15 protein-coding genes and 1 pseudogene are annotated in these 13,637 nt (G+C 64.8%); 8 read left to right on the top strand and 8 right to left on the bottom strand.

Translation table 11 applies throughout. The annotated features are described in order from the left end of the window. Positions 1–221: 221 nt before the first annotated feature. The 5 genes from RGUI_RS20440 to RGUI_RS20420 are packed head-to-tail and all read right to left on the bottom strand — an operon-like array spanning position 222 to position 2,865. The gene (locus RGUI_RS20440) at positions 222–1,040 is read right to left on the bottom strand and encodes a TonB family protein (RefSeq protein WP_081536318.1); all 819 of its coding nucleotides are present in this window, start codon (positions 1,038–1,040) and stop codon (positions 222–224) included. Continuing rightward, positions 1,037–1,420 (bottom strand): biopolymer transporter ExbD, encoded by a 384-nt coding sequence (locus tag RGUI_RS20435; protein ID WP_081536317.1) that lies wholly within the window; start codon positions 1,418–1,420, stop codon positions 1,037–1,039. Before RGUI_RS20435 ends, RGUI_RS20440 begins: the two co-directional genes overlap by 4 nt. Then, positions 1,417–1,770: a biopolymer transporter ExbD gene (locus RGUI_RS20430; RefSeq protein WP_081536316.1), complete on the bottom strand. Its 354-nt coding sequence runs from the start codon at positions 1,768–1,770 to the stop codon at positions 1,417–1,419. Before RGUI_RS20430 ends, RGUI_RS20435 begins: the two co-directional genes overlap by 4 nt. A 16-nt stretch (positions 1,771–1,786) precedes the next feature. Beyond that, positions 1,787–2,440, bottom strand: a complete 654-nt coding sequence (locus RGUI_RS20425) for a MotA/TolQ/ExbB proton channel family protein (RefSeq protein WP_081536315.1) — start codon at positions 2,438–2,440, stop codon at positions 1,787–1,789. Continuing rightward, positions 2,437–2,865, bottom strand: coding sequence for a hypothetical protein (locus tag RGUI_RS20420; RefSeq protein WP_081536314.1), 429 nt, complete (start codon positions 2,863–2,865; stop codon positions 2,437–2,439). The genes RGUI_RS20425 and RGUI_RS20420 overlap by 4 nt, the downstream gene beginning before the upstream one ends. A gap of 341 nt (positions 2,866–3,206) precedes the next feature. Here RGUI_RS20420 and RGUI_RS20415 point away from each other — a divergent pair, with 341 nt between their 5' ends. From RGUI_RS20415 to RGUI_RS20395, 5 genes are all read left to right on the top strand, one after another. Beyond that, complete coding sequence (locus tag RGUI_RS20415; protein ID WP_081536313.1) at positions 3,207–4,259, top strand: hemin-degrading factor; 1,053 nt, start codon at positions 3,207–3,209, stop codon at positions 4,257–4,259. Next, the gene (locus RGUI_RS20410; protein WP_081536312.1) at positions 4,259–5,083 is read left to right on the top strand and encodes a hemin ABC transporter substrate-binding protein; all 825 of its coding nucleotides are present in this window, start codon (positions 4,259–4,261) and stop codon (positions 5,081–5,083) included. The genes RGUI_RS20415 and RGUI_RS20410 overlap by 1 nt, the downstream gene beginning before the upstream one ends. A gap of 4 nt (positions 5,084–5,087) precedes the next feature. Next, entirely contained in the window at positions 5,088–6,161 is a 1,074-nt protein-coding gene (locus RGUI_RS20405) for an iron ABC transporter permease (protein ID WP_081536311.1), read from the top strand. Continuing rightward, positions 6,161–6,967 (top strand): heme ABC transporter ATP-binding protein, encoded by an 807-nt coding sequence (locus RGUI_RS20400; protein WP_081536310.1) that lies wholly within the window; start codon positions 6,161–6,163, stop codon positions 6,965–6,967. Before RGUI_RS20405 ends, RGUI_RS20400 begins: the two co-directional genes overlap by 1 nt. Positions 6,968–7,230: 263 nt before the next feature. Then, the gene (locus RGUI_RS20395) at positions 7,231–9,252 is read left to right on the top strand and encodes a TonB-dependent receptor domain-containing protein (RefSeq protein WP_172841230.1); all 2,022 of its coding nucleotides are present in this window, start codon (positions 7,231–7,233) and stop codon (positions 9,250–9,252) included. 164 nt (positions 9,253–9,416) lie between these two features. Here the strand turns inward: RGUI_RS20395 and RGUI_RS20390 are convergent, their stop codons facing one another. Continuing rightward, on the bottom strand, positions 9,417–9,638 hold the full coding sequence (locus tag RGUI_RS20390) for a hypothetical protein (RefSeq protein WP_081536308.1): 222 nt from the start codon (positions 9,636–9,638) through the stop codon (positions 9,417–9,419). A gap of 103 nt (positions 9,639–9,741) precedes the next feature. On the opposite strand from RGUI_RS20390, the gene RGUI_RS20385 reads away from it, so the two are divergent. Next, positions 9,742–11,103: an IS5 family transposase gene (locus tag RGUI_RS20385; protein ID WP_081536293.1), complete on the top strand. Its 1,362-nt coding sequence runs from the start codon at positions 9,742–9,744 to the stop codon at positions 11,101–11,103. Between the two features lie 27 nt (positions 11,104–11,130). On the opposite strand, the gene RGUI_RS20380 is transcribed toward RGUI_RS20385, so the two are convergent. Beyond that, positions 11,131–11,523, bottom strand: a complete 393-nt coding sequence (locus tag RGUI_RS20380; protein ID WP_081536307.1) for a hypothetical protein — start codon at positions 11,521–11,523, stop codon at positions 11,131–11,133. 5 nt (positions 11,524–11,528) lie between these two features. Here RGUI_RS20380 and RGUI_RS20375 point away from each other — a divergent pair, with 5 nt between their 5' ends. Next, positions 11,529–11,936, top strand: coding sequence for a hypothetical protein (locus RGUI_RS20375; protein ID WP_081536306.1), 408 nt, complete (start codon positions 11,529–11,531; stop codon positions 11,934–11,936). Between the two features lie 103 nt (positions 11,937–12,039). On the opposite strand, the gene RGUI_RS21810 is transcribed toward RGUI_RS20375, so the two are convergent. Then, a complete protein-coding gene (locus RGUI_RS21810) occupies positions 12,040–12,414 on the bottom strand; it encodes a hypothetical protein (protein WP_172841227.1) in 375 nt (124 codons plus the stop codon). Between RGUI_RS21810 and RGUI_RS20370 the strand changes: the two are divergent. After that, positions 12,337–13,539: pseudogene (locus RGUI_RS20370) on the top strand (Tn3 family transposase); the annotation flags it as partial. The gene RGUI_RS21810 and the pseudogene RGUI_RS20370 overlap by 78 nt on opposite strands. Positions 13,540–13,637 lie beyond the last annotated feature (98 nt).

The raw sequence follows: 13,637 nt of genomic DNA, 5'->3' as shown, positions 1-13,637 counted from the left end.
TGAACACAGCCGTTCCAAGCCCCCGCGCGAGACCGGCTTTCGGATGATACCGTCAAATCCGGCCGTCTCGTTGAAGCCAGAATCGGAGGGCAAGGTGCGCGCGGTTAGGGCAAGGGCCTGGGGTCTTGCCCGCCGGTTGCATGCTTCGATATCGCGGACTTTCCCGATCTTCGATCCCGTCCTGGTCGAGCATGGCGACATCGGTCAGACGGACTATCTGCCTATCGCCCTTCGATCCTGATCAAAAAGCTGCGCTGCGCGCCGTTTGGCGGGGCCGGAAAAGGGGCCGCCCGCCGGACAAGGCGCAATGCGGCCCGATCCAGCACGGAAGAACCGGAACTGTGGGCGACCGAGGCCGCCGACAGCCCACCGCCTGAGGCGATGCGAAAGGCGATGACTGTCGCACCGCGGCTGCTGACCCTGGGTTTCGGCACGCGGGCGAGTTTACGCATAACCAGGCCGGGATAGTTGCTGACCGCCGTATTGCCGGCCTCTGCCGAGGCGCCGCCCCGCCCGCTGGAGGCCGCCTTCGCACGCGCGCTGCCGCTCGCCTGTCCGGTGCGTGCGGTTCGTTCGGAATTGCCGCGCGGCGCGGGTTGCGCCGCAGGTTTCCGCTCCGGTTCGGAGCTGATCTTTTTGCGCGGGGCCGTGGCTGCGATACGACGGGGTTCGGGCCGCGGCGGGGGGGCATCGAGGGCGGGTGTCGGTGCGGCAGCCCCCGCCGGGACGGGGGCGGCAAGCGGGCGGAGTTGCGGCTGTTCGACAAGGTCGGCCTTGACCGGCCTGACCGTCTCGACAGCGGCGGCGGGGGCAATGGGAGTCAGTTCCGCCTGCGGTTCAATCACGGCCTCGGGTGCCTCGGGCGTCATCCGCCCGGCCACCATGTCGGTGAAACTCGATCCGATCGCCGCCTCGGTAGCTCCCGCGCGGCCCTCGATCAACACCTCCTGCCGCGGCATCAGGGTCAGCGCCAGCGCCGCATGGCCCGCAACCGCCAGCCCCAGCGCCAGCCCCTTGCCGCCTTGCGAAGACGGGATCATCGCAGCCCCCTTTCGGTGACAATGATCACCCGCGCTGCCCCCGCCACCCGCAAATCCCGACCAAGCGCCACAAGCTCTGTCGCCGCAACCTCCCGGTCGGGCGCGACACGCACGTCCGGGGCGTCCTCCACGGTCTGAGCTTCGACGAACTCCTCCGCCGTGACCGCCACGCTCCGATAGGTCAGCCGCCCGTCGCGATGCAAAACCAGCGCATCCGCAGGGGGGGCGCCAGCCAGATCGGCGGTATCGACAAGGCGCACGTCCCCGTCGAGCGGCGCGGCAATGGTGCCCGCCACCAGAAAGAAGATCAGAAGCAGAAACACCACATTGATAAGCGCAATGGTCGGCTCGCGCCGGCTGTATCGCCCGGCCCGTCTCATGACGCCCCCAGAACTGTGACCTGCAACCCGGGCATGCGCCGCAAGACGACAAGAAGATCGGTCAGACGTTGCGCCGACACCGATCCGCGCAGGGCCACCAGCAGGGGGTTTTCATCCTCCGTCACAATTTCGGTCAGCGCCTCCGGCAGACTCTCAAGCCCGACTGCCCGACCGTTGAGCCGCAGCGCCTCCGGCTCCAGTTGCAGAAACAGCGGACGGTTGTCCGGGCTTGCCGCCTGTGCAGGCCCGGCAGCGGTCAGATCGACCTCGGCAAAGCGGGTGAAGGTCGATGTCAGCATGAAGAATAGCAGGAGCAGGAAGATCACGTCGACAAGCGGCGTGAGCGACATGCGCCGACGCGCGCGGCTATGCATGGGCGTTCGCCCCGGCGGGTGCAACCTGATCGGCCTCGCGGCGGGTGGGGGCCAGAACGGTACGCAGGGCCTTTTCCGCAAGCACCCGCTCGGCCTCCATCCGTCCCTCGAACCAGCTGAGGATCAGCGCGGTGGGCATGGCAACGGCAAGGCCCACCGCAGTTGTCAGCAGCGCCACCCAGATGCCGCCGGCCAGAATCGAAGGGTCGACCTGCGCACCGGCCGCCTGCAACGCCTGAAAAGCCGAGATCATGCCCAGAACGGTGCCGAACAGACCCAATAGCGGCGAAACCTGCGCTACGGAGTCCAGAAACCGGAAACCGCGCTCTAACTTGGCAAAGCGGGTCTCGGCCTCGGCGGCCAGCCGCGCGTCATCGCGATGGCCTGACATCGCCAGATCGATCACCGGGCGCAGATAGCTGCGCGAGCTGTCCAAAGTGGCCCGCGCCGCAGCGCGGTCGCCCGCATCCCAGGCCGCCACAGCCTGAGATAGCGCACGATGGCGCCCGACGCCGGCCACCGCGAACTGCCAAAACTTGTAAAGAACAACGGCCAGCGTCACGACCGATATCGCGATCAGCAGCAAAACGACGGGCCCGCCCAGATCGGCAATACGGCGCAAGGTTTCCAGAACGGGTTCCATCATCCTGCCAACTCCACATCCGTACGGCTGCTCAGTTTCAACTCCTCGCTGCAGGCCTTCGCACCCAGATCGCCGGCCTCGCAGCGGCTGACGCCATTGATAAGCACCAGCCCGAGGTCGCCGCAGGACAGATCGGGAAGGGCGAACTGGCGCACGCGGGGCCGACCGGCGGGCAGCGCACCGAAATCGAACAGCGTCAACCGGTCCACCTGCCCGTTGGCGTCGATCAGGACCGTCTCGAACACCGCGGCCGCAATATCTCGGTCATGGCCATTGCGAACCAGAAAACTGATGGTGCAGCCGCGCTCGGCCGGGGAGAGCGCGTTCAACTCGATAGAAAGGTACGCAGAACTTTCCTGCCCACTTGCCGCTGCGCTTGTACCAGCGATGAAACCGATTGCCGCGGCCCGAAATCGCCAAAGGCTCATTGCTTCCCCATCCCTTCAGACATCACAAACATGTCGGCTGTCTGGCGGGGGACGCACGGCCCGTATCTGGCTGGAGTCGACCCTGACAAAAGAACACATCGGCCCGCCGCCCGCAATGCCTTTGCAAATTTGTCGACTTTTTGACGCGGCGTCGACCCGGGAGAAGTGTTCTGTTCACGGGCCTGTCAAAAAGGTAAATCTTGCGTCGCGCCATAAAGCTGATAACTTCTATCAAGTATGGGCAATGGATGCCCTGACCGGTCCAGCGATGCCGGGCGCACTGACGCTTCGGCCGGCAAGATCGAATTCCAGAAAATCGAACCGGTGACAGGAGTGTCCGAATGGCAGATGGAAGGGCCATCACGCCCGGCGAAATACGTGCGGCGCGTCAAGAGAACCCCAAAGCATTTGCGCGCGATCTGGCAAGTGCGATGGGTCTGGCAGAGGCAGAGCTTGTCGCCGCCGAAACGGGCCATGACGCGACCCGTATCTCGGCCGACCCGGATCGGATAATGCCGCTGATGCCAGCCTTTGGCGAGGTAATGGCCCTGACCCGCAACGACAGCGCGGTAATCGAGAAGACTGGCCAGTACGGTGACTACACCCCCGGTGCTCATGCTGCGATGGTGTTGAGCCCTGAGATCGACCTGCGAATTTTTCCAAAACACTGGGTCCATGCCTTCGCTTTGAAGGAGCAGAAAGGGCCAAAGCTGCGCCGTTCGATCCAGATATTCGACGCAGCAGGCGATGCGGTACACAAGATCCATGTGCCCGTGGACACCCCGGATGAGGTTTGGGATGGGCTGGTGGCAGATCTGAGCATGGAAGATCAGTCGCAAGTCCTCGACCTGTTTCCGCGCGCCCCGGTGGAGCCCACAAAAGCCGACCCAGCCAAGACCGACCGCCTCCGCAGCGAATGGGACCGCCTGACCGACACGCACCAGTTCCTGCAGATGGTGCGCAAGCTGAAGATGAACCGCCTCGGCGCCTACCGGATTGCCGGTGCACCTTACGTGCGGCCGTTGGCCCACGATTGCATCGGTTCCCTGTTGGACGGGCTGTCCGCAGCCCGTCTGCCGTTCATGCTGTTTGTTGGAAATAGCGGCTGTATCGAGATCCATTCCGGCCCGATCGACACGACCAAACCCACCGGGGCGTGGCTGAACATCCTCGACCCGCGGTTCAACCTGCATCTGCGGGGCGATCACGTCGCAGAGGTTTGGGCGGTGAGCAAGCCCACGCGGCGCGGCCCGACCCTGTCGGTGGAGGCGTTCGACGCGGCGGGTAGGCTGATCCTGCAAGCTTTCGGTCTACGCACCGACAATGTCGACCACATGGCCCCCTGGGTTGATCTTGTCGGAACCCTTCCCGAACCGGCGGAGGCCCCCCTGTGATGCGCATCCTGATTCTTGTCGCAGCGCTTTTTGCGCCCCTGCCCGCAGCGGCCGACCGGGTGTTGTCGGTCGGCGGCGCGGTCACCGAGATCGTTTATGCCCTGGGGCAAGAGGATCGCCTTGTCGGGCGCGACACAACCTCGACCTGGCCAGAGGCCGCGCGCGACCTGCCCGATGTCGGTTACATGCGCCGGCTCTCGCCAGAAGGCGTTCTCTCGCTTTCGCCCGACCTGATCCTTGCCGAAGAGGGCTCCGGCCCGCCGGAGACCGTGCAACTCTTGCGCGAAGCAGCGATTCCGTTTGTCGAGATCCCCGATGGCTTCGACCGGGAAGCCGTTCTGGACAAGATCCGCGCCATTGCCGCGGCGCTTGGCGTCGAGGAGCGGGGCGCAACTCTGGCCCATGACGTCGGCCGTGCTCTCGATGCCGCGGCGGCGGCCGGGGCTGATGCCGCACATCCGAAGGTGATGTTCGTAATGTCGGTGCAGGGCGGGCGTATCCTTGCTGCTGGGCGCGAGACGGCCGCCGACGGTATCATCCGCCTGGCCGGAGCACAGAATGCGATGACGGCGTTCGAGGGCTACAAGCAACTGACCGATGAGGCGGTGATTGCGGCCGCACCAGACGCGATCCTGATGATGGACCGTAACGGAAGTACCGAACTCGTTGAGCGCGTCCAGTCCCACCCGGCGATGAAGATCACCCCGGCCGGGCGCGCGGGAGCGGTGATCCGTATGGACGGGCTTTACTTGCTGGGTTTCGGGCCGCGCACCGCCGATGCGGCGCGCGAACTGTCCCTCAAACTCGCCGCGCTAGGGGGCTGACACCGTGGTTGCCATCGCTCCGGAGACAGCCGCCGCGCAAGGCTGGGATCGCGCACCGCTGGCCCGCCGCACGAGCTTTGTGCTGATGGCCGCCCTTGCGTCCGTCGCCCTGTTCAGCTTGACCGTGGGCGCGGCGGGGACGTCCCCGTGGCAGGTTCTGGCCGATCTGGTTGCGGGGCGCGAGGTGGCGCTGGCCGACCGCGTCGTGCTGTTCGAGATCCGGCTTCCCCGGCTGGCGATGGGGGCGCTGGTGGGGGCGTCGCTCGCCGTTTCGGGCGCGGTGATGCAGGGGTTGTTCCGCAACCCGCTGGCCGATCCGGGGCTTGTGGGTGTCAGTGCCGGGGCGGGCCTCGGCGCGATCTCGGCCATCGTGCTTGGTAGTCTGTTGCCCGCCGGGCTTGCGGCAGCACTGGGCTACTATGCCGTTCCGGTGGCAGCCTTCCTTGGCGGCTGGGGCACGACGCTGGCGCTTTATGCCATTTCAACCCGAAAGGGGCGCACATCGGTCGCAACCATGCTGCTGGCCGGAATCGCCACTGGTGCACTGGCCGGAGCTCTGTCGGGCATTCTGGTCTACATGGCCGATGACGCGCAATTGCGCGACCTGACCTTCTGGGGCCTTGGGTCGCTATCAGGCGCGACATGGGGCAAGCTCGCCACCGCCGCGCCGTTGATGCTGTTGGCGCTCGCCTGCGCGCCTATGCTGGCCCGGGGCCTGAACGCGCTGGCGCTGGGGGAGGCGGCCGCGGCGCATATTGGCATTCCTGTCCAGCGGCTGAAGAACGTGGCCATCCTGACGGTGGCCGGGGCGACGGGCGCAGCGGTTGCCGTCTCTGGCGGAATCGGTTTCGTGGGCATCGTCGTGCCGCATCTGTTGCGGCTGGCCACAGGGCCGGATCACCGCTTCCTGTTGATCAACGCGGCCCTTCTGGGGGCGACGCTCCTGATCCTCGCGGACGTCATTGCCCGCGCGATCATCGCGCCCGCGGAGTTACCCATCGGCATCGTTACGGCCACGCTGGGCGGACCGTTCTTCCTGTGGATCCTGCTGCGCCGCCGGGGCGTTGTGGATCTGTGATGCTGGAGGCAATCGGCATCACCCTTCGCCTCGGCGGGCGAGAGATCCTGAACGCGGTCGAGTTCCACGCGCGCCCGGGCGAGATCACCGCCATCGTCGGCCCAAACGGATCGGGCAAGACAACCCTTTTGCGAGCGCTTACGGGCGATCTCTCCCACGAAGGCCAAGTGAGGCTGAACGGCCGCGACCTTGCCTCCCTTCGCCCATGGGCGCTCGCAGCCCTGCGGGGTGTGCTGCCGCAGGCCACGCCTCTGGCCTTTCCATTCACCGCGGCCGAGGTGGTGCGGCTGGGCCTGACCGCGGGCATCGAGGCGGCCGAGACTGATCGGGTAGCCGCGGCGCTGGCGCGCGTCGGGCTGGCCGGGTTCGAAGGGCGCTATTATCAGGAACTTTCGGGCGGCGAGCAGCAACGGGTGCAATTGGCCCGCGTTCTGGTACAGGTCTGGAACCCAACGGCCCACGGGGCGCCACGCTGGCTGTTTCTCGATGAACCCGTCTCAAGCCTTGATATCGGCCACCAGTTGCAGGTGATGCGGATCGCGCGGGATTTTGCGGACCAGGGCGGCGGCGTGGTTGCTGTAATGCACGACCTGAACCTGACCGCGATGTTCGCCGATGCCGTCACCCTGCTGGCCGAAGGGCGCGTGCTGGGCCATGGCGGCCCGCATGACGTTCTGTGTGACGCGTTGCTGAGCCGGGCCTATCGCTGTGCGATCCGCATGAACACCACGCCGCGCGAGGGTCCCTATCTGTTGCCCCATGCCGCGGGCCATTTAGCGGCTGAGGAGGTCGCGGCGGCGCAATAGATGGCACCCTGTCGCGCCAGAGACACATGCACAGCGCCCCGCACTATTCCTGACTAAAACACTTGAAAACGGCAGGTTTTCGGTTAAGCCTGTTTTCGGAGCCAGTCTTGGAACGCCCAGAGATGCCGCGCATGGCATCGGGCCTTCTCCAGCCAGCGACAATCACCCCGCAGGATCGACCCGCACCGCCCACGGCGGGTCTGTCGATCTGTTTGCGGAAGAGAGGGTGCGCATCGCCGGCGGCGGTGCGGGGGTTTCGGAGTATGCAAAAGATGACGTATCGCAATCGACTGGTCCGCACGACCGCTATCGCGCTCGGGCTCGCCGCCACCGGCGGGACTGCCCCGGCGCAAGAGCTTTCGGAGACAATGCTGCTCGGCAAGGTCGTGCTCGGCTATTCGCAGGACGGCACACCGATAACCGCGGGCGAGAACACAACCGGCCTCGACCGCGACGATCTGCGCGAACAGGGTGGCACGACCTCGATCGACAACATTCTGCGGCAACAGACGTCGGTCTTCACGCAAGAAAACCCTGCCAACCCCGGCGTTGCCGTAAACATCCGCGGTTTCGAAGGATCAGGCCGCGTCGCGACGTCAGTGGATGGCGTGCCGCAGACCTACCGGTTCACGGGCCATGCCGCACAAGGCTACACCTATGTCGATGAGAACCTGCTTGCGGGTATCGATATCACACGGGGCGCGGTCACAACGGCAGGAGGCACAGGCATTGCGGGCGCCGTTAACTTCCGCACCCTCTCGGCCGAGGATGTCGTGGATGGCAAGGGCTTCGGCGGAATCGTCCGGCTGAATTACGGAGACAACGGCAATGACTTTTCACCAATGCTCGGCGTGGGTTATCTTGACGACCGGTTCGACATGTTCGTCGCCGTCAGCGGCCGCGGGTCGGACGACTATGACGACGCCAACGGCAACGCGGTCGCGTATTCAGGCAAGGATACCCGCTCCGGCCTTCTGAAACTGGGCTATCGTCTGGACGACCGGCAGAAGCTGTCCTTCTCGGCCATGCGCTATGACAGCGAATTTTCGGCGAACAGCTATGAACAGGAGTTGACCAGCGACACCTATACTCTGGGCTACGATTTCGATGCCGGCGATGGGCTGATCAACCTCGATGTCGACCTCTACTACGCCAGGATTGACTCTGAATACGGCGATTATGTCGGCACGTCGTCCTTTGGCGGCGGTTCTGTCGGAAGGCAGATGACAACCAGGACCGCGGGCGGCGACGTGACCAATATATCAGAGGTGTCGTTCGGCGCATGGGATGTTACCACAATCAACGGCGCAGAAATCTCGCAAGACAGGCTTTCGGGCAGCAACGCAGGCGTCAACCCCGCCGATGGGACAAGCACGCGCGCCGCGCTCTTTTCCGAGAACATCTTAACTTACGGCGATCTGGAAATCACCGCCGGGCTGCGCGGCAGTTTCTATGAGCTTGAAGGCGACACGGACAGCGGCCCGCTCGACCAGAGCGATCAGTCGCTCGACCCGAAACTGACCGTGGCCTATTGGGTCACGCCCTGGCTCCAACCTTATGTGACATGGTCCAGAACAATGCGCGCACCGACACTGCAGGAAACCCTGCTCGGCGGGACCCATCCCGGCGCCGGCACGGCGGGCATGATTGCAAACCCCGATCTCAAGCCCGAAACCTCCAACGGCTTCGACATCGGCTTCAATATTCAGAAATCCGGGCTATTCTCGGCGGATGACAACCTTTCAGGTCGCGTAAACTACTACCGGATGGACGTCGAGGACTACGTCATTGCCAGCTTCGGCTTTACCAACGCCTACGGAAACACAGGAACCGCCTTCATCAACGCGCCCGGCACGTCGGAAACCAGCGGCCTGGAAGTCGAACTGGATTATGAGAACGACGGCCTCCTCGCAGGCCTGTCCTTCACGGCAAACGACTCCGACATGCCCAGCCAGATCGCGGGTCTTGGCACCGGACAGTATCTGCCAGACCAGACGGTCAGCATTCGCCTGACCGGCAAGTTCCTGCAGGACAAGCTACGCCTTGGGGGGCAATACAATTATGTCTCCGGCGGTCTCTACTCAGAGCCATATGCAACGGAAGCCGTACAGCGCGATGACGACTACGATCTGGTAGATGTCTTCGCCGTCTACGAAGTGAGCGACAATGTGACAATACACGCAAAGATCGCCAACCTGTTCAACCAGGACTACACCCCATGGCTAGCGACCGACGATAAGGGCCCGGGACGCAGTTTGTATTTCGGGGCGGAAATCATCTTCTGACGGGGAACCTGTGCTGCGAAAGGCTGCGAAGATCGCGCAGCGTGGCCTTTCGCACCGCATTCCTTTGCAGCCCTTCAAAACCCTGTCCGTGCGCATTGCCGAACGACCGGCGAACGCGCAAAAGAGCGAGCAAGAAACGCAAGATTTCGTATCGGCCGCTTGTCCTAGTGCAGTCCGCTGGGCTGCCCACCGTCCGGACCAGCCCGAACAAGACCCAGAAGGGCAAACCCCATTTCCTCTGCCAGTTGCACCGCCTCGAAAGCATGACGCGTACCCATCAGGGCCAGGGCGAAGATCAGGGCATCTTCCCGTTCGCCCCCCACGGCAGCCGCCAGCATCTGGGCAAAGGCGTTTTCGTCGCCGCTTACTTCGTCGGTCCTGAACAACCCCCAAGCCTCTGATTTGGCTGGCTGAGAGGGCGTTCGAGCTATTTCTGAACTGCAGGGTTTGCTACGATTCTGGTCAGAACCCTGCAATCCCGGATGCCCCATGAAGCCGAAGTCCCGCGCTCCCGAACAGGACGATCTGCTGCGCCCGCGGCTCACCGCGATGATCGACATGCGCCACGAGCTCGTGCGGCTCGAGGCGCTCATCGACTGGGCATTCTTCGAGCGCGAATGGGCCGGGTTCTTCCCCTCGCACACGGGCCGGCCGGCGACCTCGCCGCGGATTGTGGCCGGGCTGCTGTACCTCCAGCACGCCTACGGGCTGTCGGACGAGGCCGTGGTCGCCCGCTGGGTCGAGAACCCCTACTACCAGCATTTCTGCGGAGAGACGTTCTTTCAGCACCGGCCCCCGATCGACCCGTCCTCGCTCACGCGCTGGCGCGGGCGGATCGGGGAAGAGGGCGTCGAATGGCTGCTGACCAAGACGATCGAGGCGGGGCGCGAGGCTGGCGTGATCCGCGAGCGCTCCGCCGAGGCGGTGATCGTGGACACCACGGTCATGGAGAAGGCCATCGCCCACCCCACCGACGCGCGGCTCTACGAGAAGGCGCGCCTGCGCCTGGTGAAGCTCGCCCGCGAGGCCGAGCTCGCCCTGCGCCAGAGCTACGCCCGCCTCGCGCCGCGGCTGGCGGGCCAGGTCGGGCGCTACGCCCATGCCCGCCAGTTCAAGCGCATGCGCAAGGGGCTGCGGCGGCTGAAGGGGTACACCGGCCGGGTGATGCGCGACCTCCAGCGGCAGCTGGACGCCGTGACGGACACCGCCCTGCGGGAGCGGATCGAAGGCGAGATCGCCCTCGCCGACCGGCTGCTGCGGCAGAAGCCGAAGGACAAGGGCAAGCTCTATGCCCTGCACGAGCCGGAGGTCGACTGCATCTCCAAGGGCAAGGCCCGCGTGCGTTACGAGTTCGGCACCAAGGTCTCGGTCGCCACGACCCATCGCGAGGGCTTCGTCGTCGGCATGCGTGCCATGCCCGGCAACCCCTACGATGGCCACACCCTGCGCGAGGCGCTCGAGCAAGTGGAGATCCTCACCGAGACCCGCCCCCGCCGTGCCTTCGGCGACCGCGGCTATCGCGGCCACGGCGTGGAGACGGCCGACGTCTACATCTCCGGCCAGCGGCGCGGCATGACCCCGGCGCTCAGGCGCGATCTCCGACGGCGCAGCGCCATCGAGCCCGCCATCGGACACATGAAAACCGACGGCCGCTTCGCCCGCTGCCCCCTGAAGGGCTCGCTCGGCAACGCCCTCCACGCCGTGCTCTGCGGCTGCGGCCACAACATCCGCCTGATCCTCGCCCACCTCAGGGCTCTCATGGCCGAAATCCTGCGCGTCATCCTCAACGCCATTGCCGCGCTCATACCGACAGAAGGACCGTCTGAGACCCAGCGCCCGCTACCAGCGTGATGTTCAGGACCGACTATCGAGTGCCCATCAATGCAAGATCCGATCCGAAGCGACCTCGATCTCTGCAATCGCGCAAGCGTATGCGATCAGATGCGCATCTACCTGCACTGCTGCGGCATAAAGGTTGCGTGCTTCAATCTCGCCAACGAACCCCATGTTTTCCTGCGCGCAGAACTCCCTTGCGAATGCCTCCACGAGGCTCCTCATGGCATTTGGGTCTACGAAGTCTCGGCCAAGACTGTCCCTGATGTCATTTAGCGGGTCCTTCAACGCCATGAAGGTGAGCACCGAGCAAAGCGCGTGAACTTGCTTCACGAGGGCGGCGAAACTGCTTGCCGCGCGCGCCCGCAAGGCAAGAACGAGGTCGTCGGCGGTCGCCGGAAAACCAGCCGCTTGCTGGGAACATCTGGCGGTTCGCATCAGGAATGCGCCTGTTTGGCGCGGCCCTCGCGGGCGAGGAAGGCGGCTTCGGCGGCGATAAGATCGCCAAGGTGCCGGTTTTCGTCGAGCACCGGACCGCAGACCTCGATGAACCGGCCGAAAGTCTTGTTGTCGAACGCGCACATATGCCGGATCCGCGCAACTGCGAGGAGGATTACCTGCGCATGACGAAAGTCGGCGCGTTGAAGGTGACGGTCTTGGATCGCGAGTCGCATCTGGGCAATATCCTTGAAGAAGAGTGCCGCGAAAAAGCCGGCGGGAGCGTCGAGAACGCCCTGTGCGTCACGCGATTTCGTGATCAAAGCGGCGGCAGGCACAATGATCGGGTCGGGGTGGCGGACACGGAAGCCGGGATTGCGCAGCGGCCTTGGAAATCTCGGCAAACGCATTAAGAGACCTCGAACGGATGGCGAAAAGCCGGGCGGGGACGAACCCCGCCCGGACTGCGGGCAGTGCACACGAGTGGGTGGGATGAAGGAGTGCCCGCAGATGGGGTCAGCGCGTCAGGCCGCGCAGGTAGGCGAGGTCGCGCTCCGCGGCGACGAGGTCCGACACGCGATGCGACAGCCGCAGCGCCTCGGAAAGATGATACAGAGCGGTGTCGCGGGCTTGCGCCCCTTCGCCGTCGATCTCGAGCGCGCGCAGCCGAGCCGCGAGGATCTCCGCATCCGTCCGGAAATCGTCATGTGCCGCGCGGCGACGGTCGACATGCCGAACGACGTTGCGGCTCCATTTCTCGATCTTGAGCCTCGAGCCGCCGCTCAGTCCAGCCAGCGCGTCGGCTGCCGCGCGCGCTTGCCCGATGTGCGGATCACCGACATCCTGCTGGACGTCGATGCCGCCACCGGCTTCACCGACGCATTTCCCCATCTGCGCACGGGTGCGCCCTGCACCGACAGGATCGGCATGCTGAACGTGCTGCTGGCCGAAGGGATCAATCTCGGCCTGAGCAAGATGGCCGAGGCTTCGAACACCCACGACTATTTCGAACTCTCCCGCCTGTCGCGCTGGCATATCGAGAGCGAGGCCGTCAACCGCGCCCTTGCGACGGTGATCGAGGGGCAGGCAGCACTGCCGATGGCGCGGTTCTGGGGCGCGGGCGACACTGCCTCCAGCGACGGCCAGTTCTTTCCCGCCACCCGGCAGGGTGAAGCGATGAACCTGATCAACGCAAAATACGGTGCCGAACCGGGGCTGAAGGCCTATACCCATGTCTCCGACCGGTTTGGCCCTTTCGCCACGCAGACCATTCCGGCCACGGTCAACGAGGCCCCTTATATCCTCGATGGCCTGCTGATGAACGAGGTCGGCCGGACCATCCGGGAGCAATATGCCGATACCGGCGGGTTCACCGATCACGTCTTTGCCGTAACCGCGCTCCTTGGCTTTCTGTTCATCCCCCGCATCCGCGATCTCCCGTCGAAGCGGCTTTACGTTTTCGACACGGCCGCGGTGCCCGCAGCGCTGAAACCGCTTATCGGCGGCAAGATCAGGGAAAACGTGATCATCGCCAACTGGCCGGATATCCTGCGCAGCGCGGCCACCATGGCCGCCGGGATCATGCCACCCAGCCAGCTGTTGCAGAAGTTCGCGGCCTATCCCCGCCAGCACGAACTGGCCATCGCCCTGCGCGAGATCGGACGCATCGAACGCACGCTGTTCATCATCGAATGGCTGCTCGATACCGACATGCAGCGCCGGGCCCAGATCGGGCTGAACAAGGGTGAAGCCCATCACGCCCTCAAGAACGCCCTGCGCATCGGCCGTCAGGGCGAAATCCGGGACCGGACCGCCGAAGGCCAGCATTACCGTATGGCCGGCCTGAATCTGCTGGCCGCCATCGTGATTTACTGGAACACCCTCCATCTCGGCCATGCCGTCGCGGCAAGGCGCAAGGCCGGTCTGGACTGTTCGCCGAACCTCCTCGCCCATGTCTCGCCCCTTGGATGGGCGCATATCCTGCTGACCGGAGAATACCGATGGCCGAAACGGTGATCCGACGGCTTCGGGCGTCATCTGCCACTCGGCCGGAATGCCCAAAGACGCCTTATGATACGATCTGGCCCCCTACCGGAACGGACCCCCTGAATACG

Source organism: Rhodovulum sp. P5, assembly GCF_002079305.1.
Lineage (GTDB): Bacteria > Pseudomonadota > Alphaproteobacteria > Rhodobacterales > Rhodobacteraceae > Rhodovulum.
This window is presented reverse-complemented; position numbering and strand designations above follow the sequence as displayed.

What these genes read in the sequence shown, in the direction of transcription:
- RGUI_RS20440 (WP_081536318.1), bottom strand. Translation starts at nt 1,040, where the DNA reads ATGATCCCGTCTTCGCAAGGCGGCAAGGGGCTGGCGCTGGGGCTGGCG.
- RGUI_RS20435 (WP_081536317.1), bottom strand. Translation starts at nt 1,420, where the DNA reads ATGAGACGGGCCGGGCGATACAGCCGGCGCGAGCCGACCATTGCGCTT.
- RGUI_RS20430 (WP_081536316.1), bottom strand. Translation starts at nt 1,770, where the DNA reads ATGTCGCTCACGCCGCTTGTCGACGTGATCTTCCTGCTCCTGCTATTC.
- RGUI_RS20425 (WP_081536315.1), bottom strand. Translation starts at nt 2,440, where the DNA reads ATGATGGAACCCGTTCTGGAAACCTTGCGCCGTATTGCCGATCTGGGC.
- RGUI_RS20420 (WP_081536314.1), bottom strand. Translation starts at nt 2,865, where the DNA reads ATGAGCCTTTGGCGATTTCGGGCCGCGGCAATCGGTTTCATCGCTGGT.
- RGUI_RS20415 (WP_081536313.1), top strand. Translation starts at nt 3,207, where the DNA reads ATGGCAGATGGAAGGGCCATCACGCCCGGCGAAATACGTGCGGCGCGT.
- RGUI_RS20410 (WP_081536312.1), top strand. Translation starts at nt 4,259, where the DNA reads ATGCGCATCCTGATTCTTGTCGCAGCGCTTTTTGCGCCCCTGCCCGCA.
- RGUI_RS20400 (WP_081536310.1), top strand. Translation starts at nt 6,161, where the DNA reads ATGCTGGAGGCAATCGGCATCACCCTTCGCCTCGGCGGGCGAGAGATC.
- RGUI_RS20395 (WP_172841230.1), top strand. Translation starts at nt 7,231, where the DNA reads ATGCAAAAGATGACGTATCGCAATCGACTGGTCCGCACGACCGCTATC.
- RGUI_RS20385 (WP_081536293.1), top strand. Translation starts at nt 9,742, where the DNA reads ATGAAGCCGAAGTCCCGCGCTCCCGAACAGGACGATCTGCTGCGCCCG.
- RGUI_RS20380 (WP_081536307.1), bottom strand. Translation starts at nt 11,523, where the DNA reads ATGCGAACCGCCAGATGTTCCCAGCAAGCGGCTGGTTTTCCGGCGACC.
- RGUI_RS20375 (WP_081536306.1), top strand. Translation starts at nt 11,529, where the DNA reads ATGCGCCTGTTTGGCGCGGCCCTCGCGGGCGAGGAAGGCGGCTTCGGC.
- RGUI_RS21810 (WP_172841227.1), bottom strand. Translation starts at nt 12,414, where the DNA reads ATGGGGAAATGCGTCGGTGAAGCCGGTGGCGGCATCGACGTCCAGCAG.